22 protein-coding genes are annotated in these 25,173 nt (G+C 71.5%); 7 read left to right on the top strand and 15 right to left on the bottom strand.

The window, feature by feature from the left end; translation table 11 throughout:
* Nucleotides 1–79: 79 nt before the first annotated feature.
* Nucleotides 80–529, bottom strand: a complete 450-nt coding sequence (locus tag Ate02nite_RS43485; protein ID WP_203813810.1) for a DUF732 domain-containing protein — start codon at nucleotides 527–529, stop codon at nucleotides 80–82.
* Nucleotides 526–1,017 carry a hypothetical protein gene (locus Ate02nite_RS43480; protein ID WP_203813809.1) on the bottom strand — a complete coding sequence of 164 codons (492 nt, stop codon included), beginning with the start codon at nucleotides 1,015–1,017 and terminating at the stop codon, nucleotides 526–528. Before Ate02nite_RS43480 ends, Ate02nite_RS43485 begins: the two co-directional genes overlap by 4 nt.
* Nucleotides 1,018–1,393: 376 nt before the next feature.
* Between Ate02nite_RS43480 and Ate02nite_RS43475 the strand changes: the two genes are divergently transcribed.
* A complete protein-coding gene (locus Ate02nite_RS43475; protein ID WP_203813808.1) occupies nucleotides 1,394–2,302 on the top strand; it encodes a S1C family serine protease in 909 nt (302 codons plus the stop codon).
* Here the strand turns inward: Ate02nite_RS43475 and Ate02nite_RS43470 are convergent.
* From Ate02nite_RS43470 to Ate02nite_RS43460, 3 genes are all read right to left on the bottom strand, one after another.
* Nucleotides 2,295–3,872, bottom strand: coding sequence for an FAD-dependent monooxygenase (locus Ate02nite_RS43470; protein WP_239148141.1), 1,578 nt, complete (start codon nucleotides 3,870–3,872; stop codon nucleotides 2,295–2,297). The genes Ate02nite_RS43475 and Ate02nite_RS43470 overlap by 8 nt on opposite strands.
* Nucleotides 3,873–3,907: 35 nt before the next feature.
* Nucleotides 3,908–4,513, bottom strand: coding sequence for a TetR/AcrR family transcriptional regulator (locus Ate02nite_RS43465; RefSeq protein WP_239148140.1), 606 nt, complete (start codon nucleotides 4,511–4,513; stop codon nucleotides 3,908–3,910).
* A gap of 80 nt (nucleotides 4,514–4,593) precedes the next feature.
* Nucleotides 4,594–8,076 (bottom strand): ATP-binding cassette domain-containing protein, encoded by a 3,483-nt coding sequence (locus Ate02nite_RS43460; RefSeq protein ID WP_203813807.1) that lies wholly within the window; start codon nucleotides 8,074–8,076, stop codon nucleotides 4,594–4,596.
* Between the two features lie 116 nt (nucleotides 8,077–8,192).
* On the opposite strand from Ate02nite_RS43460, the gene Ate02nite_RS49285 reads away from it, so the two are divergent.
* Nucleotides 8,193–9,287 (top strand): aminoglycoside phosphotransferase family protein, encoded by a 1,095-nt coding sequence (locus Ate02nite_RS49285; RefSeq protein WP_239148139.1) that lies wholly within the window; start codon nucleotides 8,193–8,195, stop codon nucleotides 9,285–9,287.
* A gap of 97 nt (nucleotides 9,288–9,384) precedes the next feature.
* Here the strand turns inward: Ate02nite_RS49285 and Ate02nite_RS43445 are convergent, their stop codons facing one another.
* Both Ate02nite_RS43445 and Ate02nite_RS43440 read right to left on the bottom strand, forming a co-directional pair.
* Nucleotides 9,385–10,566: a metallophosphoesterase gene (locus Ate02nite_RS43445; protein ID WP_239148138.1), complete on the bottom strand. Its 1,182-nt coding sequence runs from the start codon at nucleotides 10,564–10,566 to the stop codon at nucleotides 9,385–9,387.
* A 17-nt stretch (nucleotides 10,567–10,583) separates the two neighbouring features.
* The gene (locus Ate02nite_RS43440; RefSeq protein ID WP_203813805.1) at nucleotides 10,584–11,264 is read right to left on the bottom strand and encodes a nucleoside/nucleotide kinase family protein; all 681 of its coding nucleotides are present in this window, start codon (nucleotides 11,262–11,264) and stop codon (nucleotides 10,584–10,586) included.
* Between the two features lie 140 nt (nucleotides 11,265–11,404).
* Between Ate02nite_RS43440 and Ate02nite_RS43435 the strand changes: the two genes are divergently transcribed.
* Nucleotides 11,405–12,517, top strand: a complete 1,113-nt coding sequence (locus Ate02nite_RS43435) for a ScyD/ScyE family protein (RefSeq protein ID WP_203813804.1) — start codon at nucleotides 11,405–11,407, stop codon at nucleotides 12,515–12,517.
* A 107-nt stretch (nucleotides 12,518–12,624) separates the two neighbouring features.
* On the opposite strand, the gene Ate02nite_RS43430 is transcribed toward Ate02nite_RS43435, so the two are convergent.
* The 5 genes from Ate02nite_RS43430 to Ate02nite_RS43410 form a co-directional block, all read right to left on the bottom strand.
* A complete protein-coding gene (locus tag Ate02nite_RS43430; protein ID WP_203813803.1) occupies nucleotides 12,625–13,290 on the bottom strand; it encodes a hypothetical protein in 666 nt (221 codons plus the stop codon).
* Nucleotides 13,291–13,358: 68 nt separating this feature from the next.
* Entirely contained in the window at nucleotides 13,359–13,598 is a 240-nt protein-coding gene (locus tag Ate02nite_RS43425; protein WP_203813802.1) for a hypothetical protein, read from the bottom strand.
* Nucleotides 13,599–13,846: 248 nt separating this feature from the next.
* Nucleotides 13,847–15,265, bottom strand: coding sequence for a glycosyltransferase family 2 protein (locus tag Ate02nite_RS43420; RefSeq protein WP_239148137.1), 1,419 nt, complete (start codon nucleotides 15,263–15,265; stop codon nucleotides 13,847–13,849).
* 49 nt (nucleotides 15,266–15,314) lie between these two features.
* Nucleotides 15,315–16,199 carry a glycosyltransferase family 2 protein gene (locus Ate02nite_RS43415; RefSeq protein WP_203813801.1) on the bottom strand — a complete coding sequence of 295 codons (885 nt, stop codon included), beginning with the start codon at nucleotides 16,197–16,199 and terminating at the stop codon, nucleotides 15,315–15,317.
* A 78-nt stretch (nucleotides 16,200–16,277) separates the two neighbouring features.
* Nucleotides 16,278–17,255: a glycosyltransferase family 2 protein gene (locus Ate02nite_RS43410; RefSeq protein WP_203813800.1), complete on the bottom strand. Its 978-nt coding sequence runs from the start codon at nucleotides 17,253–17,255 to the stop codon at nucleotides 16,278–16,280.
* Nucleotides 17,256–18,013: 758 nt separating this feature from the next.
* Here Ate02nite_RS43410 and Ate02nite_RS43405 point away from each other — a divergent pair.
* Both Ate02nite_RS43405 and Ate02nite_RS43400 read left to right on the top strand, forming a co-directional pair.
* Nucleotides 18,014–18,949, top strand: a complete 936-nt coding sequence (locus tag Ate02nite_RS43405) for a sulfotransferase family protein (protein WP_203813799.1) — start codon at nucleotides 18,014–18,016, stop codon at nucleotides 18,947–18,949.
* A gap of 91 nt (nucleotides 18,950–19,040) precedes the next feature.
* Nucleotides 19,041–19,952, top strand: a complete 912-nt coding sequence (locus Ate02nite_RS43400) for a glycoside hydrolase family protein (RefSeq protein ID WP_203813798.1) — start codon at nucleotides 19,041–19,043, stop codon at nucleotides 19,950–19,952.
* Nucleotides 19,953–20,145: 193 nt separating this feature from the next.
* Here the strand turns inward: Ate02nite_RS43400 and Ate02nite_RS43395 are convergent, their stop codons facing one another.
* Nucleotides 20,146–21,627, bottom strand: a complete 1,482-nt coding sequence (locus Ate02nite_RS43395) for a GGDEF domain-containing protein (RefSeq protein ID WP_203813797.1) — start codon at nucleotides 21,625–21,627, stop codon at nucleotides 20,146–20,148.
* Between the two features lie 149 nt (nucleotides 21,628–21,776).
* Between Ate02nite_RS43395 and Ate02nite_RS43390 the strand changes: the two genes are divergently transcribed.
* Nucleotides 21,777–22,244 (top strand): response regulator transcription factor, encoded by a 468-nt coding sequence (locus Ate02nite_RS43390; RefSeq protein ID WP_203813796.1) that lies wholly within the window; start codon nucleotides 21,777–21,779, stop codon nucleotides 22,242–22,244.
* 39 nt (nucleotides 22,245–22,283) lie between these two features.
* Here Ate02nite_RS43390 and Ate02nite_RS43385 read toward each other — a convergent pair whose 3' ends face one another.
* Nucleotides 22,284–23,381, bottom strand: coding sequence for a M20 family metallopeptidase (locus Ate02nite_RS43385; RefSeq protein ID WP_239148136.1), 1,098 nt, complete (start codon nucleotides 23,379–23,381; stop codon nucleotides 22,284–22,286).
* Nucleotides 23,382–23,527: 146 nt separating this feature from the next.
* On the opposite strand from Ate02nite_RS43385, the gene Ate02nite_RS43380 reads away from it, so the two are divergent.
* Nucleotides 23,528–24,151 (top strand): TetR/AcrR family transcriptional regulator, encoded by a 624-nt coding sequence (locus tag Ate02nite_RS43380; protein WP_203813795.1) that lies wholly within the window; start codon nucleotides 23,528–23,530, stop codon nucleotides 24,149–24,151.
* Here the strand turns inward: Ate02nite_RS43380 and speB are convergent.
* Entirely contained in the window at nucleotides 24,113–25,135 is a 1,023-nt protein-coding gene (speB, locus tag Ate02nite_RS43375; protein WP_203813794.1) for an agmatinase, read from the bottom strand. The genes Ate02nite_RS43380 and speB overlap by 39 nt on opposite strands.
* Nucleotides 25,136–25,173 lie beyond the last annotated feature (38 nt).

Below are 25,173 nucleotides of genomic sequence, written 5' to 3'. Positions count from 1 at the left end.
TGGGGGCGGGTTACCTCCAGAATCCGCAGGAAGCCTGTGCGGCACATCGGACCTTGGTCCTTAGCTTGCTGTGTGAATCTCAGACTTTCGGCCGAGAATGGCAGACGGTGGTCCGGGCCAGCGCGACCAGCTTCGCGGCATCGGCCGATTTCACACCTTGCGCGCTGAGCTCACCAGCCACGGCCGTCGCCTTCCGGCCGCCGGCCAGCGCGGCGCAGGCTTGCGATCCGAGCGCCTCCACCTCCTCGTCCCGCCGGTCGAGCGCGACCGCCGGGAGCTGGTTCTGCACGGCCGCCACGAATCGATCAAGACCGCCGTCGCCGGTGCCGGCCCCGGCCGGCTTCGGCGCCTTCGTCGCCTTTGGCGAGCGAGGGGCCGGCGATTCGGCCACCAACGGTGGCTGCGTGGTGGTCACTCCCGGTGCGGGAGACGCATCACTCTCCGGATGTACGGCGGGGAGAGCGCTCGGTTCGTCGGCACAACCACCCAGCGCGACGATCATCGCGACCGCAACGAGCAGGCGCTTCATCGGGCATCAGTCCCGTCCGCGGCGACCGCCCCGAACGGCTTCCACTCCGCAACGACCTTCGGCCATCCGACCAGCCCGGCCGGCGGCGGCGTCCGCCACCCGGAAGCAAGACCGGGAGAGGAGACGGGAGCGGAGACAGGAGCGGAGATCGGCGGCTCCGGCGGCCAGGCCCGTAGCCCGGCGGCGGTCTGCTCCGACCCGGACGACGAGCCTTCAGCCGGGGCGAACGACGGCCGACCGGCCTCGGCGGAGGAGTTGGGCGCGGCCGGCCCGACAGGCGGCATCAACGGCTCGGCGACCGACACCGGGACCGTTGCAGCGGCGGCGTTGCGCCCGGGCCCGGACAACGAGCCTTCTGCGCGGGCAGACGGCGGCCGGGCGGCCGAGGCGGATGGGGTGGCGGCTGAGGCGGTGAGGCTGGGCGCGGTCGGTTCGGTGGCCGAGGCCGGGGTCGTTGCGGCGGCGGCGTTGTGCTCGGGCTCGGACAACGAGCCCTCCGCCCGGGCATTCGATGGCCGGCCGTGATCGGCACAGCGGCCGGGCGTGCCCGGCCCGACGGCCGACATCGCGACCGTTGCGGCGGTCAGGGCCGTGTGCGTTGCGGCGGCGAGCGGTGCCGGCGGCGTCGGTGGGTGGAGTGGGCGAGGGGGCAAAGGCACCTGGATGGTCGAAAAACGGGCGAATGGCACTCGGAGAGGCTAGGGGCTGGATCGGCGGGGGAGCGGCGGCGCGCCCACCCGCGAGTGGTGACGCGACCCGGTCGAGTGATCGGCGGCATACAGGCAACCCACAGACCGCTCACCGCTGCCGAACAACTTTCCGGGCAACTGTTGGCGTACCAGCCGAACGAAGCGAGGCGTCGCCATGACCGATCTGATGAGCCGGCCCCCCTACTACCAAGGCGGCCACGAGGCGTACTCCGATGACCGCATCACGCCCCCGCCGCCGCCGGATCCGCCGTACGTCATGCCGCCCTCGTCCGGCGGTCGGCGCTGGCCGCGTCGCGTTGCCGGTGGGGCTGCGGTGCTCGCGCTGGTCGCCGGGGGCGGCACCGCCGGCGGGGTGCTCGCCGAGCGCTACCTCATCGACCACCCGACCTCGGCCGATACGACCAGCAGCAGCACCGCCGCTACCGCGACGAGCACGGCCACCGTCACCGAGGGCGACGACCTGGCGTCGGTGGTCAAGGCCGTGCAGCCGAGCATCGTGACGGTGATGGTGGACGGTCAGCAGTCGTCGGCTATCGGGTCCGGGGTGATCATCAGCTCGGACGGGCTGATCGTCACCAACAACCACGTGATCTCCGAGGACGGCACGGTGAGTGTCCGGCTGTCGTCGGGCAAGACGGTGCCGGCCAAGGTCGTCGCCACCGACACCACCCACGACCTGGCCCTGGTGCAGGCGACCGGGCTATCGGGGCTGACCCCGGCCACGTTCGCCACCAACGACTCCGTCGCGGTCGGTGACACCGTGCTTGCCTTCGGGGCGCCGCTCGGCCTGGAGAACACGGTCACCTCCGGCATCGTGTCGGCCCTCGACCGCAGCGTCGACACCGGCACCGAGAAGCTGTCCGGGCTCTTCCAGACCGACGCGGCGATCAACCAGGGCAACTCCGGTGGCGCCCTGGTCGACACGTCCGGTCACGTCATCGGCATCAACGTCGCGATCGCTACCGCGAGTGAGACCGACAGCGGCAGCATCGGGGTGGGTTTCGCGATCCCGGCCGACACCGTCACCAGCGTGATCAAGCAGCTGGAAAGCCAGATCAACTGACCGCGGCAGGTTCGCCGAACCAGCGAGTGAGCGCCGAGCGCAGGGCTTCCGCGCCCGGCGCCGCGCCCGCGCCCGCGTCCGCGCCTGCATCCGGGGAAGCGCCGAGGTCGGGGGATGCGCCCGCGTCCGGGGCGGGCAATGGGGCCGCGGCCGTCGGCAGGGCCCACGCGACGTAACTGTCGGGGCGGACCAACATCGCGGCGGGGCCCTCGACCGGCACCGACACGACGTCGACCCGATCGCGCCATGGCGCCGCGACCGAGCCGAGCAGGCCGGTGTTGTCGACAAGCAGCGGCCGCCCCGACCGGGTGACCGGTCCGAGGTCGGGCGCGAACCGGCCGACCACCGGCTCGTCCGAACCGGTCGGATAGGTGATGTCGGAACCGGCGATGAGCGCGGCGATGTGCCGCAGCACCGCCGGTTCCCGGAGCAGTTCGCCGAAGAGCGTGCGCAGCGCGGTCACCTCGGGTCCCGGCCCGACCAGCGTCCGCTGCGCCAGCGTGTGCATGGTGACGCGTTCACCGGCCGGCCGACGCTCGGTCTCGTAGGTGTCGAGCAGCCCGTCCGGCGCCCACCCGCGGACGGTTGCGGCGAGTTTCCAGCCGAGGTTCACCGCGTCCTGCAGGCCGAGGTTGAGGCCCGGCCCGCCCATCGCCGAGTGCACGTGCGCCGCGTCACCGACCAGCAGCACCCGCCCGTCGCGGTAACGCTCCGCCAGCCGGGTGTTGCCGGCCTCCAAACGGCGCAGCAGGTGCGGCCCGTCGCCGTCGGGCGGCCCGAGCGGCACCTCGATGCCGCCGAGCACGTGGGTGAGGGCCTCCTGAAGCTCGGCGAGAGTGAAGTCCGAGGCCGGAGCCGGCATGTCGTACGTGTTCACGCTGAGCAGCGTCCGCCCGTCCGGGAACGGTGCGTAGGCGATCAACCCGAACTCGGTGCGATGGTGCAGGAACGGCGGGATCACCCCGTAACCGGGCACCCGCAGACCGCCGGTGACCGCGTCGCGATAGGAGGCGGGGACGGTGACGTGCGCGGTGCGACTGACCGTGCGGTCGGTGGTCACGCCGGGAAAGCCGATGCCCGCCAGCTTGCGGGTGACGCTCCGGCCGCCGTCCGCGCCGACCAGGTAACGCGCCTCGATCCGGTAAGGCCCGTCCGGCCCGTCGACGTCGACGAGCACACGGTCGTCCTTCTGCGCCAGCCCGGAAAGCGCATGCCCGAGCCGAATGGTGACACCCAGTTCGGCGGCCCGCTCCGCGAGCGTTTCCTCGATCTTCCGCTGCGGCACCATCACCAGATAAACCGGATTATCGGAAAGCGACTGCAACGGCAGCGGAAACGCGGCGAACATGAATTGTGCCGCCGGCACGGGTGCGGAAGGGCTGAGTCGTTCGTACAATCCGCGCCGGTCGAGCAGCCGAATGACCTGCCCGACCATGCCGTTGGCGCGCTGCTCGTCCGACGGCCCGGTGCGTTGCTCCAGCACCAGCGGTTTCACTCCGGCGAGTGCCAATTCGCAGGCCAGCATGAGCCCATTGGGTCCAGCCCCGGAAATAACAACATCGAAAATCATGTCAACCCCTTCATTCGTACGAAAGGGTGGGGTTTTTATGCGGGTGGTGGCAGGCCCTTGGTGATTTGGTGGAGGGCCTCGACAAGCAAAGTGCGCATGGTGTCACTGCCGGCCATGAAATTGCGGCTGGCCACGTTCTGCGCGGCGACCATCGTCGCCGCGACCAGCTGTGGATAGATATTGGTGGCGGCGTCGGTCCCGGTGCGGTCGCCCACCGCCTCGGCCAGCGCGGCCTCGGCCATCGCCCCGGCCCGCAGATATTCCGCCTGCAGCGCCGGGACGGCGAGCATCCGGTGCAGACCTGCGGCCCAGGCCTCCCGGTCGGGGCGGGGGTGTGCGGTCACCTCGGGCCCGGGTTTGAACGTCTCGAGCATGACGTGCTCGATCGACTCCCACAGCGGCTCGCCGGCCGGGCGCGCGCGCAGCGCCTCGGCCATCCGCTCGCAGCGGTCGAGGTGCCGGAACGCGACGGCCTCGGCCTTGCTGCCGAAGTAGTTGTTGAACGTGCGGGGGGAGACACCGACTTCGGCGGCGATGTCCTCGACCAGCACCTTCTCGTAACCCCGCGCGACGATGAGCCGGATGGCCGCCCAGCTCAACGCCGTACGCGTGGCCTGTTTCTTTTCTTCCCGCAACCCCACCGCCGCAACGCTACCAAAAACTGCGGGCCACGCAAAGATGCGTGGCCCGCAGTTTTCTCAGCGTGCGCTCAGGTCGGCGCTCAGCCGGCCAGATGACCCCAGCGGTCGGCCAGCTCCGGCCAGGTGCCCTGGTCCTCGACCCGGCCACCGATCAGGATCACCACTTTGTCGGCCTGGGCCAGCGCTGCCCGCTTCGAGGTCGAGCCGACCACCGTGACGCCGTGCGCGCGCAGCGCCCGCCACAGCTCCAGCTCGGTCGTCACGTCCAGCGCCGAGGACACGTCGTCGGCGATCAGCAGCTCGGTGCGCGGCGCGAGGGCCCGGGCCAGCGCCAGCCGTTGCAGCTGACCGCCGGAGAGCCGGGTGCCCTTGTGCCCGATCAGCAGCTGCAGGCCACCGCCGGAGGCCGTCAGGTCGTGCTCCAGCTGGGCCGTCGACACCGCGTCGGCCGCGTCCAGCTCGTGGCCGAGCTGGATGTTCTCGGCGACCGTGCCGGACAGCACCCGGGGGAGCTGCGCGACGTAGCCGACCTGGTTGGGCCGCAGGAACAGCTCCGGCTCGTCGACCACGTTGCCGTTCCAGCGCAGCTCACCGGTGTGGTGCACGATGCCGGCGAGGGACCGCAGCAGCGACGACTTGCCGGCCCCGACCGGGCCGACCACCAGCACCAGCTGACCGCGGTCGACCGTGAGGTCGACATCTTGTGCGCCCACCGTGCCGTTCTCGTGGACCGCGCTGAAGTGGCGCAGTTCGAGGTGGCGCAGCGGGTTGCGGGCCGCGGTCGGCGGGGCCGGCGCCGTGCCGGCCGAGATGTCCACGCCGGGCACGTCCGCCGTGTACTCCGAGATGCCGGTCATGGCCACCGTCCGCCGGGTCCACACCCGGGCCGACGGCATCTGCGACACCAGCGACGCGGTGGTCCAGGCGAACCATCGGGCCGCGCCCAGGGTGGACACGGCGACCAGCGTCGCCGCCGCCGTGAGGTGCCCGCCCAGGTAGAGCGACCACGCCGCGATCGGCAGCAGGCCGCTCGCGAGCGCCGGGGTCGACCGGGCCCACACCTGGATGACGATCTCGCGGCGCTGGCGGTCGCTGCGGGTCGCGTCCAGTTCGGCCAGGTGGGCCAGCACCGGCACGGTCGCGCCGGCCAGCTTCACCGTGCGGGCCGCGGACAGCGTCGACACCAGCGCGGTGGCGAACGCCGCCCGGGACGCGACGGTGCGCCGGGCCGCTTTCTCCAGCCGCGGGCCGAACATGGTCGCGGCCAGGCCGGACAGCACCATCGTGCCGAGGAAGAACAGGCCCGGCACGATCGACTGGGACGCGGCCGTCATGATCGCGATGAGGATCAGGCTGCTCACGTTGTCGATCAGGTTGTCGGCCAGGAACACCACCCGCTCGGTGTCGCCACCCTGGGCCACCACCTCGGCCGGGGTGTGCTTGCTGACCCGGCGCGGGCCGACCTGCCCGTGCACCAGGCGCAGGCTGATCCGCAGCATCTGCCGCACCCACCACTCCGGGAACCAGGCCCCGGTGTAATAGAGGGCGGGGACGGCCACGATCAGGCCGGCCGCGATCCCGGCCGCCGGATAGAGCGGGTTGCCGACGCCGTCGACCACGTTCACCCACAGCAGCGGCAGGACCGCGCCGTCCAGACCCAGGACCATCAGTACGACGTACAGCGCGACGGCGCCCATGCCGTACCGCGGATCGTTGGTGGCCAGGCGCACGATCTCCCGCATGGTGCGGGCCGGGGGTTCCTCCGGCAGCGGCGGCGGTTCGACCGCCGGCAGCGTGTTGGCCAGCGCGTCGGCACCCAGCTCGACCCGGGCCGCGGTGTCCCAGTCGCGCTCGGCGACCGCCACCCCGCCACTGCCCGGCACGGTGGCCGGGACGGTCACCGAGCTGCTGGCCAGCAGCTCGGCGAAGCGGCGTGACTCGCTCAACGGGCCGGCCTCGAGCACCTCGCCGTCGGCCAGCACGACCACCTCGTCGCAGCGCTGCACGCTGGACAGGCGGTGCGCCACGATCACGCCGATCCGGCCGTCGAGCAGCCGGTCGGTGGCCCGCTGCACCCAGGTCTCGGTGACCGGGTCCATCCGCGCGGTGGCCTCGTCGAGGATCACCACGTGCGGATCGCGAACCAGGATGCGGGCGAACGCGACAAGCTGTTCCTGACCGGCCGACAGCTTGTAGCCGCCCTCGCCGAGCTTGGTGTCGATGCCGTCGGGCAGGCTCTGCGCCCACACCGTCAGGCCCAGCTCCTCGAGCGCGCCGGCGGCCTTGGGCAGCAGGTCGTGGTCGAACAGCGCGATGTTCTCGGCCAGGGTGCCGGCCAGGATCTCGGTGCGCTGCGGGACGATCGCCGTCCAGCGGCGCAGCCCCTCGACGTCGAGGTCGTTGAGGTCGACGTCGCCGAGGAACACCGTGCCGCGCGGCACGTCGACCGCCCGGGTGAGGACCTTGGCCAGGGTGGACTTGCCGGAACCGGTGCGGCCGATCAATGCGTACGACCTACCCCGTGCGAACGACAGGCTCACGTCGCGCAGCGCGGCCGGCCGGGCGCTGTCCGACTCGCCGTAGCGGAAGGTCAGGTCACGGACGGTCAGGTCGCCGTCGACCGGCGGAAGCCCGCCGGTGGGTTCCTGCGGCACGTCGCTCAGCAACTGCACCCGGCTCCAGGCGCCGAGAGCGTTCTGCAGCTCGGGAACCATCCGGGTGACGTGCTCCAGAGTGCCGCCGAAACCGAGCGCGAGCAGCCAGACCGCGGTCAGCCGGGCACCGCTGATGTGCCCGCTGAGCAGCCCCCACGCGCCCGCCACGACCAGGATCGCGATCAGCGACCGGGTGATCGTGCCGGCCGCCATGGTGATCCTCGACGAGGACCGCCAGACCAGCCGGCCGCGGCGCAGCACCTCGCTGGACCGCTGCGCGTAGAGCCGGCGGACATAGGGCGCGGCCAGGCTGGTGCGCACGTCGTCCTGCCCGTGGATGGATTCCTCCATCACGGCGGCCAGGTCGCTCCAGGACTCCTCCTCGCTGATCCGCAGCGGGGAGATGCGCTGGATCGGCTTGTTCATCGTGAAGTAGAGCAGGATCGACACCAGGACCATGCCGACGCCGGCCGGCCACCAGGCGAAGAACGCGGTGACGATGGACAGCGTGGCGACCGCCACCGACTGGGCGATCCGCACGCCGCTGCCGCGCAGCTCGGAACCGACCTGCGAGACGTCCGAGTCGATCCGGTCGAGCAACTCGCCGACCGGGGTGTTCTCCAGCGTGGGCAGGTCTTGCCCGAGAGCGACCCGGTTGAGGCCGCGCCGCACATGCGCGGCCCAGTCGGCGGTCAGGCCGGCCGAGACGAGACCGACGACGACGTCGCTGAGCACGGAGACCACCAGGGCGGCGGCGAGCACGGTGAACAGCGGAAACGATCGATTGACGAGGACGGCGCCGGCCAGCGCGAGTGCGCCGGCCTGCCCGGCGGCGCCGAGCAGGATGAGCAGGGCCACGAGGCCCGTGCGTCTCCGGGACGTGGCCCACAGGTCGCGAAGCAAGCGCATGAAACACCCCTGGGGCTTGGAACGATTAGGCGGTGACCCCATCCTCCGGATGTGCCGGAGACTCTTCAACGCAATTACGTGGCCGCCGGATATCACGTATGTCACCATCGGCTTCCGTGGGAGATATTCCGGCGGCGGTGCGGGCCAAGGCCCGCGACGCCGGCGCTGCCGCCTGGCTGAAAAACCTTCCCCAGCTGGTCGGTGATCTCTGCCGGGCGTGGGGGCTGCGGCCGGGCGTCGTCTTCAGCGACGCCACCGAGGCGTACGTCGTGAGCGTGACCAGAAAAGATGGCACGCCCGCGGTTCTCAAACTGCTGATGCCCCGCCCCGGCGCGGCTTTCGCCGCTTTCGCCGCCGAGCTGGCCGTCCTGCGGTTGGCGGCGGGGGAGGGTTGCTGCCGCCTTTACGAGTACGACGTGAGCCGGAGCGCCCTGCTTCTCGAACACCTCGGTCCCGCCATGTCCGAACTGAACCTCCCGCAGCCCCGCCGCCTGGCGATCCTCACCGACCTGGCCGCGGCCCTGTGGCAGCGCACCGACGCGGACCTGCCGACCGCCCTGACCCGCCTTGACTGGCAGATCGCTTATATCCGCCGAAAGTGGACGGATCTCGGCGAACCATGCAGCCGAGCCGCCGTCGACCAGGCCTTGGCGGCCGCCGAGAGTCGGCGCCGCGCGTGGAACCCGGACCGGGCCGTGCTGATCCACGGCGACGTGCATCAGTGGAACGCGCTGAGCGTCCATGGGGGTCCGCACCCGGCCGTCGCGCACCCCGCCGGGCATGCGGCGCCGGGCGATGGACCTAGCCTCCTAGGATGCCCTGCGAGGGGTGCGGACGCCCACGCCGACGCCCACGGCGGTTGCGACGACGGCGGTTGCGACGACGGCGGTTGCGACTACGGCGGCTGCGACGACGGCGGCTGCGCCGGCCGGTCGGGCAGGTTTCGGCTGGTCGACCCGGATGGGCTGATCGCCGAGCCGGAGGCCGACCTCGGGGTGCTGATGCGCGAGGACCCGGTCGAGCTCCTGGACGGCGATCCCTGGGATCGGGCGCGGTGGCTGGCCGCGCGGACCGGGACCGACGCGACGGCGATCTGGGAGTGGGGCCTGGTCGAGCGGGTGGCGACCGGGCTGGTGCTGACCGTGGCCGGAGTGCAGCCGGTCGCGGCGCAAATGCTGGCAGCAGCCGACGAAATCAGCCGCCGCGGCTGACGGCGCCGTGAGATGCACGGCGCCGTAGGTTTACCGGATTGGCGCGGCGGCACGGCGGTCGGTGGTCGAGCCGTGACGCTGGTGCGGCGCGCTTGGCTCAGCCGGCGTGCAGGGTCAGCAGGGTGATCTCGCTCGGGGCGAAGATGCGGAACGGCGGCCCCCAGAAACCGGTGCCTCGGCTGGTGTAGAGCTGGGTGCGGTCGGAGTGCCGGGACAGGCCCTGCAGGACCGGCTGGTCGAGGCGGACCAGGTAGTGGAACGGCCACATCTGGCCGCCGTGGGTGTGGCCGGAGATCTGCAGGTCGACGCCGTGCGCGACCGCCCCGCCGATCTGGGCGGGCTGGTGGGCCAGTAGCAGGATCGGCAGCTCGGGGTTGCTGCCGGCGAGGGCGGCCTCGTGGTCGGCGTGGTGGCCGGGGACGCCGGAACCGGCCGCGGTGCGGTCGTCGACGCCGGCGATGATCAGCGAGTCGTCGCCGCGGGTGACCACCAGGTGGCGGTTGTGCAGGGCCTCCCAGCCCAGCGACGCCATGTGTTCCACCCAGCGCTGGGCGCCGCTGAAGTACTCGTGGTTGCCGGTGACGTACACCCGGGCCATCGACGCCCGGATGTCGCCCAGCGGGGCGGCCTGCTCGCGGCGCTGGGACACCTCGCCGTCGGCGATGTCGCCGGTGTGCGCGACCACGTCCGGGTCGAGCGCGTTCACCGCCACCGTCACCCCGCGCGACCAGCGGGCCCGGTCGAGCGGGCCGTAGTGGGTGTCGGTGATCAGGACCAGGCGCAGCCCGTCCAGGCCGGGTCCGAGCCGCGGCATGGTGACGTCGATGCGCCGGATCCTCGGAACACGCATCGCCTCGGCGTACCCCCAAAGGAGCAGGACCAAGGCGATCAGGGTGACCACCGCGGTGGCGATGCGATAGCGAGCCGGGGAATCCACCCCGGCCAGGGCGAGGACGGCCGCGAGGACCTGCCCGATGATCGACCAGACGAACAGGACCCAGACCACGCCGAGCATGGTGTCGGCGATCTTGGCGGGGCCGTCCCGGTGATGGCGGCCGTGGCCGCTGAACATCAGCGCCGGGAACGCGGCGACCGCCAGCACGACCACGATCGTGCCGGTCAGGAAGACCGGGGTGGGCCAGTGGTTGCCGCCCGCGACCAGCGTCCACCAGGGCACGCCGAACAGCAGCAACAGCACGACACCGACGATGAACGCGAACCGCACGACGCGGCCACCACGCCGGCGCGGCTCAGTCTCGACCTCTTCACCCACAGACACGCTCTGAAGCATGCCACTCAGGCCGGCGGGGTGCCGACGCGGTGGATCAAAGAGGGTGGGATGAGAAGGTCGGCGCGGTCGCGGGTCGCCCGGATCACCTCGGCGTTCTGCTCGTCGGTGCCGGTGGCCCAGGCGGTCGCGGCCGACTCGTCCTTGCCGAAGCGCAGGTGCCGGGCGATCAGCCGGCCCAGGCGGGTGTCCTGGTCGAGGTCGGCGTACCAGACCTCGGTCAGCATCGGCCGGACCGTACGCCAGTGCGGGGTGTCCAGCAGCAGGTAGTTGCCCTCGCTGACGATCAGCCGGGCGGTTCGCTCGATCGGGATGGCGCCGGCGATCGGCTGCTCGATGACCCGTTCGAAGCCGGGCGCGTAGACGATCTCGTCCTCGTCCTCGTGCAGACGGCGCAGCAGGGCCGTGTAGCCGAGGGCGTCGAACGTGTCCGGTGCGCCCTTGCGGCCGCGCAGCCCGAGCCGGTCGAGTTCGACGTCGGCCAGGTGGTAACCGTCCATCGGGACGTGCGCGATCCAGCGGCCGGCCTCGAGCCCGGCCGGTGGGTTGGGGGCGAGGGCGGCGACCAACTCCTCGGCCAGTGTGGTCTTGCCGGCCGCGGGTGGGCCGGCGATGCCGAGCACCGCACGGCCGCCGCCGGCGACCAGGGCTCGCGCCCGGTCGGCCAGCGCGTCGAACGTGATGGTCATGGTCCCGAACGGTACCGGCCGGTCACCCGGTCGGGGTCGGATCGAGGACGGATCGGCGCCTGGGGCCGTTCGGGCCATGGGCCTTGACCTTCCCATGGGGTGAGGGTGCTGAATGTTCGTCAAGCACTGAGGGAGATCAGATGATCACGAAACGTATCGCTCTCACCGCCGTCCTCGCGGCCGGTGCCGTGCTCGTTTCCTCGGCACCGGCCGTGGCTGCCGGCCCCAGCTCACCGGTTCGGGTGGCGTCCGGGCTCGATGATCCGCGCGGCCTGGCCTTCGGGCCGGACGGCGCGCTCTACGTCGCCGAGGCCGGCCGGGGTGGTTCCGGGCCGTGCCAGAAGGAGGGACCCGAGGGCGGACCGGTGTGCTTCGGCCGGTCCGCGGCGATCACCCGGGTGGCGCACGGGAAGCAGAAACGGATCCTGCGCGGGCTGCCGTCGCTGGCGTCGCCGGAAGGCACCGAGGCCGGTGGCGTCTCCGATGTGGCCTTCGACCGGCGGGGCACGCTCTACTTCACGGTCGGGCTGGGCGGAAGCCCCGACCTGCGGTCGCAGATGAAAGAACTGTCCGGCATGGCGAAGCTCTATCGGGCGGGCCGGCACGGGCCGTCCGTGGTCGCCGACCTCGGGGCGTACGAGAAACGGGTCAACCCCGATCGCGTGCAACCGCCGGACACCAATCCCAACTCGGTGGCCGTGGTGCGCGACGGTCAGGTGGTCGCCGACGCGGGCGGCAACTCACTGGTGCGGGTGGGCTCGCACGGCCGGCTGTCGACGCTGGCGGTGTTCCCGTCGCGCACGGTCCCGGCACCCGCCATCCCGGGTGGGCCGCCGGCCGGCACGCCGATCCCGATGCAGGCCGTGCCGACCTCGGTGGTGCAGGGTCCGGACGGGGCCTACTACGTGGGTGAGCTGACCGGTTTCCCGTTCCTGGTGGGCAAGGCGCGGGTGTGGCGGGTTCGGCCGGGCCACCAGCCGACGGTCTACGCGTCCGGCTTCACCAACATCATCGACCTGGCGTTCGGGCCCGACCGGAAGCTCTACGTGCTGGAGATCGCCAAGAAGGGCCTGCTCTCCGGGGACCAGACCGGCGCGCTGATCCGGGTCGACCGGCACGGCCGGCAGAAGGAGATCGCGTCCAAGGGCCTGACCGTGCCGGGCGGGCTCGCGTTCCGCGGCGACTCCGCGTTCGTCAGCAACTGCAGCGTCTGCAAGGGCACCGGCTCGGTGCTCCGCATCTCACTGCGGTGACCGGCTCCCTGCGGTGACCGGCTCCCTGCGGTGACGGGCTCGCTGCGGTGACGGGCTCGGCTGGGTGACCGGCTCACCTGGGTGACCGGCTCACTTCGGTGATCGGGTCACTTCGTGGCGGGTGACAGGCCCATACGGAGTCCGGCCACGCCCGCGGGGGACAGCGGGCGGGCGGTGGCCCGGGAGAGTTCCTCGCGCACGCTTGCCGGCAGCTCGTCGGCGAGCGTCCGCAACCGGGGATACAGGTCGAGCACGTCGCGGTGGGTCAGCGCGCCGACGCCGATCAGCAGGCCGTTGACCGAGCCGCCGTCGCGGGCCAGTTCGGCGCAGAGTTCGAGGCGCCAGATCGGGTCGTGCACGTGCGAGGCGAACTCGCGGGCGATCCGGTTGCCGGCCGGCGAGGCGATCTCGAGGCGGGCGTGCCGGCCGGAGCGGGCCAGCACCGGGGCCAGGCGGCAGGCGATGCCGAGCATCCGGGCCAGTTCGGGCACGGTCAGCACCTCGAGGCCGAGCGAGCAGGTGGCGCACAGCCGCTGGTAGGTGCGGGCGTGCACGACGGACGCCGGGCGCGGGCAATCGCCGAGGGGCCCGCACAGCCGGTCCAGGATGATCTCGGCGAGGGTGCCTTCGTGGTCGAAGCGGCCCACGCCGAAGTAAGCGGCCGGGCGGCTGCGGTAGTGGGCCAGCGCGGTGCGGGCGCTGACATAGCCGTCGGCCTCGACACCGATGCGCGGAACGCCGGTCTCGGTGTGCAGTTGGATCAGTCGGAACATCTTCGTCGCTCCCGGTGGTTGAAGCGCCAACGTCTTGCCGGGGATTACGGTCGCGGCGAAAAAACGGTTCACCGTCTACTGCGGGTGAGCGAAAAATTCCGCCGACGCTGCTGACCAGTGAGCCGGAAGTAGTCGAAGGTCACGGCGTGTAGTGCATAGACACCGGCTGTGATGATCATCCACATCGTGGCGAGCACCATGCCGATCGTCGGGTCGAGCGCGTTCCAGGCGGCGGGCAGCGTCGTGGTGCCGAGAATGAGGGCTGCCGCGACGCCGGCCTCGGCCAGCCTCAGAGGATCGATGGACATGGCCGTAGCCTTCCGGTTCGCGGGCCGCCGCCGCTTCGGTCCGGAGCGGGATCTGAATCTACGACTTTCGGCAGAGGCTCCAAAACGGAGAAACCCCGCAAAGGTGACTATTTACCCCACTCGGAGGACGCCGCCCTACCTCCACCGAGCGCACCGTCCATCTGTCACGTCATCCGTCACGCGAGGACAGCCGAGACAAGGCCGGTCACCGGGGAGAGCGGCGATGGATCATCCGTCTTTCGGGGTGCCTAGAGGTGGCTTCGTACGAGGGGGTTGTCCGCGGTGGTGCGCTTGGCTTGGCGGCGGCCCTTCAGGTAGGCGCTGGGGCCCGACAGCATTCCTCGGCGTTCGGCTCGGCGTAGGTCTCGGGGGAACTCGTCGAGGGGGGTTTCGGCCGGTGGGGGCCGGCGGGCGGCCAGGTCGCGCAAGGCGCGGGGGATCAGGCTCAGCGCTCGCCAGAGCAGGGTGGGCCGGGAGAGCAGCAGGCCGGTGCAGGCGGCGGCCAGGCCCGTGCCGTGGCCGGCTATCTGGTGGCGCAGGCCGTTCAGGTCGCGGTCGTGGTAGCGGTAGGTCAGCGCGGTGGGCTGGTAGACGATCGTGCCGCCGGCCAGCAGGACCCGGGTGAAGGCGAGGGTGTCCTCGGCGGCCCGGGCGGGGGTGCCGGCGCCCAGTGCGGTGTCGAACAGGCCGATTCGCTCCAGCACGCCGGGGCGGAAAACCATGTTGGCGCCGGTGGCGAACGGGGGCACCGGGTAGAGCGGGCTCTGCCGGCGTGCGGTGTGCGGGCCGAAGATGTCGGGGGTGAAGCCGCGGCGTTTGCTGTGGCCGCCGAACTGCTCGAACCACAGCTGGGCGCGGGTCTCCAGCTCGGCCGGGAGGGCTACGCCGGCCACCACGTCGGCCTCGGGGTGGGCGGCCAGGGCCCGGGCCACCTCGGCCAGCCAGTGCGGGTCGGCCACCTCGTCGTCGTCGAGCCAGGCGAGGATCCGGCCGGGGGCGGCGCGGACCGCGGCGTTGCGGGCGTGGGACAGGCCGGGGGTGGGCTCGCGCAGGTAGTCGACCGGGCCGCGGCGGGCGGCGGAGCGCACCACCTCGGCGGTGGCATCGCTGGTCGGGGCGTTGTCGACGACCAGCACCCGGTAGGCCGGATAGTCCTGCACGAGCAGGCTGTCCAGGCAGCGGGCCAGCGCGCCCGGACGGTCCCGGGTGCAGACCACCACGGTCAGGTGCGGGGCGGTGGCCAGGATCGCTCGGCGGCCGGCCAGGAACGCGGGCTCGGTCGCGGGGACGTGGCCGTCGATCGGCAGGGGCAGGTCGCCCAGGCGGTCGCGCAGGGCGGGGCCGAGGGCGGCCTCGATGGCGATGCCGAGCGCGGCGGGGCGCAGGCCGGTGCCGGGCACGTCGACCAGGACGGTGCCGAGCGGCTCGGTGAACAGCCGGACCAGGGCCCACGCCTGGCGGACCCGGCGGCCGTCGGTGTGCACGGCCGGCACCGAGGGCAGCGGATCGGCCAGGTCGAGGTCGAGCACGACGGCCGGCAGGTCCGCCGCGGTCGGGGTGATCGGGGGAGCGGTGAGCAGCGCCTCGGCCCGCCGGACCGGCCGCCAGGGTCGCCCGAGTCCGCCGTCGCTCACCGCACCGGGCCGGCCCACGCCGCGGTCACTCACCGCGCCGGCCTGACGCAGGCGCTACCGGGCCGGCTGGCGCCGGGGGTGGTCACCGGGCCGGCTCTAGCACCCGGTGCGGGGCGCGGCGGGCGGTTACCGACTCGACTACGGTGCCGAGGCCGGCGGCGGCTACGCCGGCCAGGACGCTGCCGGCTCGCAGGACGTGGGTGGTGCGTTCGCCGCGCAGGGCGGCCGACAGGTTGCGGGTCAGGGCTCGGGGGAGCGCTCGCAGGTCGGCGGCGCCGGGGGCCAGCAGGGTGGCCATCCGGACGGTGCTGCGGCCCTCGGTGTAGCAGCGGCGCAGGAACGCGCCGAACGTCGTGGTGCGGGCCGGGACCTGGTGGCGGACCAGGGCGTCGGGGATGAACGTCCAGCGGCCGTCGGTCAGGTCGGTCATCCGGGTGTAGAGCGGGTTGCCGGTTCCGGTGCCGAAGCCGCCTACCTGGCGGAACGGGTCGCGGCGGATCACCATGCCGGCCGGGCGGGCGCCGCGGGCCGCGGTGGCGCCGCCGGCCGCCCAGAGGAACTCGTCGGGCAGCCAGCGCGGGCGGGTGCCGGGCCACTCGGGCCGGACGCCGGCGCCGGTGCCGATGACCTCGGGGTCGCCGAACGGGGCGAGCAGGTGGCTCAGCCACTCGGGGTCGGCAACCGTGTCGTCGTCCAGGAAGGCGATCAGCGACGTCTGGGCGTGGAAGGCGCCGGTGTTGCGGGTGCCGGCCATGCCGGGGAGGTAACTGCTCTCCAGGACGGTGATGCCGGCCAGGTCGCGGCGGATCCGGTGGAACAGCTTGGGGTTGTGGTCGACGACCACCACCACCTCGGCCGGGGCGACGGTCTGCGAGCGGGCCGAGGCCACGGCGCGGACCAGGGTGTGCCAGCGTTCGGCGGAGTGGGCGGGGATGACCACGGTGACGGCGGGGCGCTGCTTTTCCACGGAGTTGCTCCAGGGGGTGTTGCACGGGATGGCCGGAGCCGGATCCGCGGTGGGGGAGACGGGGAGACCGGGGAGGGGTCAGTCCTCGACGGAGGAGGGCATCGGCAGCGGCTTGATGTCGCCGGTGCGGGTGCCTACCTCGCGGGTGGACTGGTTGATCGGGGCGGTCGCCGGGGTCGGGCGGGTGATCGCCGGGCGGTTGACCATCTGGCCGTAGCCGCGGGACTCGGCGCTGGTGCGCTGCTGGTGCACGATCACTCCGCCGGGGCGGCGGATGCCCTTGCGGCGCTGGCTCTTCATCCGGCCGTACTCGCTGAAGATGGTGCGCAGCACGCGGAAGCCGTCGCGGAAGGTGTTGAGGTTGCTCTCGCCGTGGATGCGGGCGTGCTCGATGCTGCCGACCTCGCCGACCTTCATGCCGTCGGCGGCCGCCCGGATGTTGATCATCGTCTCGATCTCGAAGCCGTCGCCCCACAGCTTGCTGCCGTCGGCCGGCTGCGGCAGGCGGGTGTCGGGCAGGTCGAGGACCGGCACGACGCTGCGCCAGAAGGCGTTGTAGCCGTAGCAGAGGTCGGTGAAGCGGGTCCCGAACAGGACGTTGACCACGATGTTGAGGCCGTCGTTGCCGAGCTTGCGCAGCGAGGTGATGTCGTGGCTGTGGCCGCCGTTGGAGAACCGCGAGCCCTTCACGAAGTCGGCGCCGTCGATCAGCTGCTGCACGAACAGCGGGATCTCGCCCGGGTCGGTCGAGCCGTCGGCGTCGATCATCACGATGATGTCGCCCGAGCAGGCGGCGAAGCCACAGGCCAGCGCGTTGCCCTTGCCCTTGCGGGTCTGGTGCACGACCTTCACGTCGGGGCGCAGCTCGAGGGCCACCGCGACGGTCCGGTCCACCGAGCCGCCGTCGACCAGGATCACCTCGGTCACGCCTTCGGGGAGGGCGGCGAACACGTGCGGAAGGTTCCGCTCCTCGTTCATGGCCGGGATCACGACGCTTACCGTGGGTGACAAGCTGTCGTTACCGTGCGTGTTGTCGGCGTTGTGCGAACGCTTCATGTTGGTCCCTCCCGGGGATCAGCAAAGCAACTTCTCGGCCGGTTCCGGGAGCAGAACCGCAGGTCGTTTGCTTCAGGAGACCAACCTAGCAACTCACTACGCTGCGTCAACTGACCAAAGGGCCAGCGTGACGACGTCCGGGTGGTTTCTCCCGACCAACCGGATGACCTGGACAGTTCACCTTCGGCTCCGGAAGTAGAGCCACGTCACAGGAGTCACGCTCGGTAACGGATAGGTTCGCTGTTTATCGCTCTAAGCACTCAAAACCGCCAGAACCGGCCTTTGCCATAAAACCGCAATGAAAACGTGCAAGGTTTATATGACCGACTTGCCGTAGTGAACCCGGTCACCGCACGCCGACATCACGAAGAGTTAAGGATCGTGTACCGGATCGGGTGACGCATAGAGATTGCGACCAATGGATACTTACCGGGTATGGCGAGCCTGACAAAACGGGCCCGTAGCTTTCGGGCGCCCTTACCGTTGGTGAAGCGATGAATGCCGAGGAAGCGCTCTGTGTGTGCGGGCATCAGCGTCGTGCCCACGAACACCACCGCCGGGGAACCGACTGCGCGCTCTGCGGGCCGGGCGAATGCCCGCGGTACCGCCGGGCCAGTTGGTGGCGCCGGCTCGTTCCGTTGCGCTGAGGTTTCCGGGACGGCGGTGCGGTTTCCGGGACGTCTCAGCACGTGGAGTGGGCTCGCGAAAACCTACTAGATCTGTAGGCTTACCCTCACTTTCGGGCGGAGGGAGCCCCCATGTCACTGCCTGACTTCCTGATCGCCGGGGTGCCGAAGGCCGGCACCACGGCGCTGCATGCCGCACTGCAGCCGCACCCCGAGCTGTTCCTGTCGGCGGTCAAGGAGCCGAAGTTCTTCCTCTCCGACGGCCCGCCACCGCGCCACGGCGGCCCCGGCGACGTGCAGACATACCAGGAACACGTCTGGCGCCGGGAGGATTACGAGGCGCTGTTCGCGCCGGCCCCGGCCGGGGCCCTCCGGGGCGAGGCAACACCCTTCTATCTGTACGACGAGCAGGCCCACGAACGCATCGCGGCGCTGATCCCGGACGCGAAGATCATCCTGCTGCTGCGTGACCCGGTCGACCGGGCCCACTCGAACTGGACCCACCTGTGGATCGCCGGCCTGGAACCGGAGGCCGACTTCCTGGCCGCCTGCCGCGCCGAGGAGTCCCGGATCGCGGCCGGCTGGGCCGACTTCTGGCACTACACCCGCCAGGGCCTGTACGGCCGGCAGCTCCAGAACCTGTACAAGCACTTCCCGCGCGAGCAGGTGCTGGTCCTGCGCTACCGCGAGCTCAAGGACGATCCGGCCGTCACGCTCGACCGGGTCTGCGCGTTCCTGGGAGTGGAGACGGGGGTGCTCTCGGCGATTCCGAAGGAGAACGTGAACCGCCATGTCGTCGAGGACAACCGGGTCAACGGGGTGCTGCGGTGGCTGCTGCGCTCCGGCGGCGAGTTCGGGCACCACTTCCCGGTGCCGCTCCGGCTCGCCGCGCGCGGGCCGCTGCTGACCCTGCTGCACCGCAAGCAGGGGACCAGGCCGGTCACCACGCCGGCCGAGCGGGCCGAGCTGCTGCCGTTGTTCGCCGAGGACATCGCGTTGCTGCAGGATGTCACGGGTGCCAGTTACGACGACTGGCTGTCCGTGGACCGACACGCCAACGCCCGGTAATCCCACTTTGCCGATAGCTGATGCATCCTTGTCCGGATATTGTTCCGCCGTGCCTGCCTGACGAAGCACTGCCTGCCGATTAGGAGCCGCCTTGTCCACCGGGATCTCTACGCTGCCGCTGCCCCGCTGGGAGGAGTCCGCCGTGGTGGTCCCGCCGCCCGGCGACGAACCCGGTGCGTGGTCCGGCGCCCCCAGCTCGGTCGCCGCCGATGACGCGATCTACCTGGCGTACCGGGTGCGGTTGCCGATCGGGGAGGGCCGGGGCATCTCCAACGTGGTGGCCCGCTCGACCGACGGGGTGACCTTCACGACGGTCACCGAGGTGCACAAGGATCAGTTCGGCGCGGAATCCCTGGAGCGGCCGGCTCTGGTGCGCACGCCGGGCGGCCGCTGGCGGCTGTATGTCAGTGCCGCCACCCCGGGCACCAAGCACTGGCGGGTCGACCTGCTCGAGGCCGACACCGTCGAGGGTCTGCCGTCCGCGCCGGCCCGGACCGTGCTGGCCGGCGACGAGACCGTCGGCGTCAAGGACCCGGTGCTGCACCACGACGAGCACGGCTGGCACCTGTGGGCGTCGGTGCACCCCCTGGAGAGCTGGGACGACGCGGACCGGATGACCACCGAGTACGCGACCAGCCCGGACGGCGTGGAGTGGACCTGGCAGGGCACCGCGCTGGCCGGGCGGCCCGGCGAGTGGGACGCGCGCGGGGTGCGGGTCTCCTCGGTCCAGGTCGACGGGGACGAGATCACCGTCGCCTACGACGGGCGGGCCACGGCCGCCGAGAACTGGGAGGAGCGCACCGGGGTGGCTCGCGGGCGGCGGCTTCCCGACGGCAGCTTCGGCCCGCTGACCGCGGACCGGTCCGGGCCGGTGGGCAGCCCGAACGCGCCGCACGGCCTGCGCTACCTGAGCATCGTCGAGCTGCCGGCCGGCGGCCGGCGGATCTACTACGAGGCCACCCGGGCCGACGGCGCCCACGACCTGCGCAGCGAGCTTGCCTGACCGGGAAAGAGAAAATGGCGGAGCTTGTCCTTGTGGGACTGGCTCCGCCATCGGCAGTGCGGCCGTTTACCGCGCACACATGCTTCAGACAGAACGCTAGGCGACCCGGGCGCGGGGCACACGCCGGACCCACCCGATCGTGATCGCGCTCTCAGTACCCGGCACCGTGGGTCAAGAGCAGGTTACCCGTGAGTTAATTCGCGACCGCGACCGAAGGGACGAAGCGGCGGATAGCCCCTTTGCCCGCTGATTTCGCCGCATACATGGCGGCGTCGGCCTTGCGCACCAGCGAGTCCAGGGTTTCGCCGGGCCGGCTCACCGTCAGGCCGACGCTGCCGCCGATCTTCACGGTGGTGCCCAGCACCGGGATCGGGTCGCCGATCGAGTCGAGGATGCGGTGGGCCACCGCGAGGCCGGTCTCCTCCGCGTCGAGGTCGGCCAGGATCAGCACGAACTCGTCGCCGCCCAGCCGGGCCACCAGGTCGGCCGGCCGGATCGCGGCGCGCAGCCGGGCCGCCACCGCGATCAGCACCTCGTCGCCGGCCGCGTGCCCGAGCTCGTCGTTCACCGGCTTGAAGCCGTCCAGGTCGAGCAGCAGCACCATGCTCGAGGCGGGCCCGGCGACCACCAGTTCGGCGCCGGCCCGGTGGAAGTACGACCGGTTCGGCAGGCCGGTCAGGGCATCGTGGTCGGCCTGGTGGGCCAGCTCGGCCTGTTTGCGTTCCAGGGTCACCGCGAGCCGGCCGACGATCGCGACCGTGATGAACTGCCGCACCAGTACCAGCAGGAACGTCACCAGCAGGACCCACACCAGCACCGCGTCCAGCCGGCCGAGGCGGATCTGCTCCAGCGCGCTGGCGCCGACCGCGAGCAGGATCGGCACGTACGGCAGGAAGGCCCAGCCGCCGGAGATCATCCGCTTGGTGCCGGCCGGTTCCGACTTCGGCGTCGCCATCCGGCTGGCCACCGCGATCATGGCCGCGGCCAGCAGGTAACCGGCGCCGGCGCCCAGGTTGTACCAGGGCCGGCCGTCCGCGTTGCTGCGCAGCGACAGCATCGCGGTCAGGGCCAGCACCACCGCGGCCGCCCCCAGCATGCGCGGCGCCCGGCCGGCCCGGGTCGGCAGGTTGCGCGACATGGTGACCAGGGCCACCGAGGCCGCGACGACCTCCGGCGCGACAAGGAGTGTGGCGAACCCGTAGGTCATCCCGTCGGAGCCCTGGTCCCGGGTCGGGGCCAGGACGTACAGCCAGGTCAGGGCGTAGACGGCACCGGAGACGGCGGCCACGTCGATCAGCCGGCGGTAGCGCTCGGCGCCGGGCACCGGCGGGGCCATCAGGTGTACGCCCAGCGGCAGCAGCAGGGCGGCGACCACCGACAGGACGCTGGCCGGGGTGATCAGGAAGGTCGGCGTGGTCAGCTCGTCGATCAGGAACAGGAGGTTGGCCAGCGACCACGAGGCGGCCGACACCGCACCCACGGTCACCGCGATCCGGGCCCGCCGGGACTCCTCGATGCGGATCCGCCGGAGGTAGGTGACGGCCGCGAAGCCCAGGGCGAGCGCGATCAGCGAGTCGGAGATGGTGCGGCCGAGCCACTCGGGCAGGGCCGGCACGACGGCCTGGAAGACGACGGCGACGACCGCTGTCACCGCCAGGACCCCGCGCGAGCGCATCATCACGCTCCCCGCAACGGCGGGGGCGGCGCGGACCTGGGCTTCTTCGCACCCGTTGTGCAACGGACGTTCTTCTGCCGCCCGGGGCCGGGCCGCCGATCTTCCACGCGCTTGAACCGAACGAACCACATCCCGGTCAGGAGTACGCAGTGGTAGTAGCCGCGCCGTCCACCGTTCCCACCTTCACCGTGCCGTCCCTGTCTCTGGTGTCGCCGGTCGCCGACTGGGCCACCGACGTCGCCGAGCCCACCATCCTGGTCGCGGACGACGACGAGGGCGTTCGCGACCTGGTCGCCTTCAAGCTCAGCGCGGCCGGTTACAACGCCATCACCGCGGGGGACGGCACCTCCGCGCTGAACCTGGTCCACCGCGAGCTGCCCGACATGGTCATCCTGGACGTCGCGATGCCGGGCCTGGACGGGCTGAGCGTCTGTTACGAGCTGCACTCCTCGGCCGCGACTGCGCAGATCCCGGTGCTGATGCTCAGCGGGCGCGACCGGCAGGTGGACATCGACCTTGGGCTCACCGTGGGCGCCGACGACTACCTGGTCAAGCCGTTCAGCCCGGCCGAGTTGATCCGGCGGGTGCGCTGGCTCTTGCTGGCCAACGGTGACTGACGTCATGATCGCATTCTGTGGCCGGCGCCTGACCACGCGTCATCCGCCGAAGGTCTGCAAGAAGGCGACCAACGCGTCGTGATACGGCCGTAACGTCGGAATGTCGAGGTACTCGGCCGGGCCGTGCTGGCCGTCGCCGCCGGGGCCGAAGATCACCGCGTCGATGCCCAGCGCGTGGTAGTACCGGCCGTCGGCGGCACCGTGCTTGCGTAACAGGCTCGCCGGATGGCCGGTGGTGCGGATCGCGTCGCGCAGCGCGAGCACTCCCGGGCCGGCCGGGTCGGCCCGGTGCGGCGGGCCGAGCGCGTCGATCTGGGCCGGGGCGCCGGCCACCCGGGTCAGGTGCGCGGCGACCTGCTCGGCGGTGCGGCCCGCGAAGTCCGGATCGGACGGCGGGTAGCGGATGTCCAGCCAGGCGGTGGCCTCGGCGGGCACCTGGTTGTACGCACGGTTCGGGGTGTCGAGGCGGGCCACGTTGATGGTGGTGGTCCACGCCTCGGCTCCCGGGACCGGATAGGCGTTCAACAGCCGCGTCACCGCCTCGGTGAGCGTCAGCACCGCGTTGTGGCCGAGCCACGGATAGGCCGCGTGCGCCGCCCGGCCGGTCGTCGTCAGGCGCGCGTGGCAGATCCCCTTGGACTCGGTCACCACCCGCAGGCCGCTCTGCTCGCCGATGATCACGAAGTCGGCGCGGACGCCCGCGGCGAGCTGGTGGGCGGTGCCGTCGGCGCCGCCCACCTCCTCGTCGGTCACCAGCTGCAGCGCGATCGGGTAGGGCAGGTCGGCGGCCAGCTCGCGGAACACGCCGGCGAGGACCAGGGCGGCGGCCTTCATGTCGTGGGCGCCACGGGCGTAGAGGCGGTCGCCCTCGCGCCGGGGGACGAACTGTTCCGGTGGGGCCGGGACGACGTCGAGGTGGGCGTTGAGCACGACCCGGAACGGGCCGTCCTGGCCGGGCGCGTGCAACAGGGCGCTGGGCTTGCCGTTCGACTCGAACTCGCGGACCTTCCAGCCGGGGCCGGCCTCCTCGAGAACCAGGTCGAGGGCGCGGCGCAATTCGGTGGGACGGTCGGCGGTGGACGGGATGGAGACCAGCTCGGTAATGCGGTCGGTGATCCGGTCCGTCCACGTGGTCACCCGATCAGGATCACTCGGTTTGGGGGTTTGGGCAACGTCGATCTTCCGGCCGGAAGCCGGGTATGGCCGCAAGGGTGCAGCGAGCCGGTCCCCGATCCCGGGACTGTTCGATGCCCGTATTTATATGGTCGTGATAGACATGCGCCGTGAGTGACGTGACCAGGAACGGCGGGCGTCGCGCCGCGCGAAAGCGCGCCGACGTCCTGGCCGCCGCCTGCGCGGTCGTCGCGGAACGCGGCGCCGATGCCACCCGCTTCACCGACGTCACCGCGGCCACCGGGGTCGGGGTTTCGACGTTGCAGTACTACTTCGGCAGTCGCGAGGACATGCTGATCGCGGTGTTCCGGTTCGCGGCGCAGAGCGACTTCGACGCGGTGACGCCGCGGCTCGTCGGGATCGGCGACGCGTGGGAGAAGCTGCTGGTCATCGCCTCGCATCTGACCGGCGCGGTGGGCAGCGACGCGGGCTGGCGGCTGTGGGTCGAATCGTGGCGGTGGGCGCTGCGCGACCCGGAGTTGCGGGCCGAGGTTCTCGGCGATTACACGCGCTGGCATTCGCTGCTCGCCTCGGTCATCACGTCTGGTGTCGCCGACGAGCGCTTTGGCATCGACACGGCACCGCTGGTGGTGGCCCGGCAGGCGCTTGCCCTGATCGACGGGCTCGCGTTGCCGGTGGCCCTCGGTGATCCGCAGGTCACCGCGGTGGTGGCCGGTGACCTGCTGGCCGATGCGCTAGGCCGGCTCGTCCTTTTGCGTCCCCCGGCCCGCTAGGAGCGGAGTCGCCCGGTTCCACGGCGGGCCGCCGGCGTCCTTGCGACGGCGGGCCATGCCGGACAACGCCTCCAGGACCACCCGGTTGCCGAGCATCGCGGTGATCTCGGCGTGGTCGAACGGCGGCGAGACCTCGACGATGTCCATGCCGACCACCGGCAGTTCGTGGCAGATCCGGGAGACCGCGTCGAGCAGCTGTCGGCTGGTGAGGCCGCCCGGCTCGGGGGTGCCGGTGCCGGGGGCGTGGCCGGGGTCGCAGACGTCGATGTCGACCGAGAGGAAGACGCCCTCGCAGCCGTCCAGGGCGATCTCGAAGGCCCGGTCGAGGATGGTGTCCAGGCCCTGGACGACGATCTCGCTCATGTGGAACGAGTTCATGCCCTGGTCGGCCATCCAGTCCAGGGTCTCCGGTCCGGGCCAGTAACCGCGCAGGCCGACCTGGAGGAAGCGGTCGCCGCGGACCGCGCCGGACTCGATCAGCCGGCGCATCGGCTGGCCGTGCCCATAGAGCGAGCCGAACTCGATGTCGCCGGTGTCGGCGTGCGCGTCGAAGTGGATGACCGAGATGTTTTTATAGTTTTTCGCGACTCCGGCCACGTCCGGCCAGGTCACGGTGTGGTCGCCGCCGAGGATCACGGGGATCGCCCCGTTTTTCGCGATGAAGGCCACGGCGTCCTCGATGATTCCGCAGCTGCGCTGGATCTCGCCGGAGTAGACCTCCAGGTCGCCGGCGTCCTTGACGTTTTCCAGGGCATCCACCCGCATCGACATGTGCGGGCGGGAACCGTCGTGCGGCAGATAGTCGGTGCCCCGGATGACCTGCGGGCCGAACCGGGCGCCGGGCCGGTGCGAGGTGCCGCCGTCGAAGGGCGCGCCGACGATGACGACGTCGGCGTCCGCGTAGGTGGCCGGCTCCTGCCAGTCACAGGCCGGAACGCCGAGGAAGGTGTAGTCGGGGCCGAACATCGGGCCGTAGCGGGTCATGCTGTCGGACTGTATCGCCATACAGTATTGGAGTACAG

Origin of the sequence: Paractinoplanes tereljensis (genome assembly GCF_016862435.1) — a bacterium.
GTDB classification, from domain to species: domain Bacteria; phylum Actinomycetota; class Actinomycetes; order Mycobacteriales; family Micromonosporaceae; genus Actinoplanes; species Actinoplanes tereljensis.
Note: the sequence above shows the minus strand (reverse complement) of the source record. Positions and strands in the feature narration are given on the sequence as shown.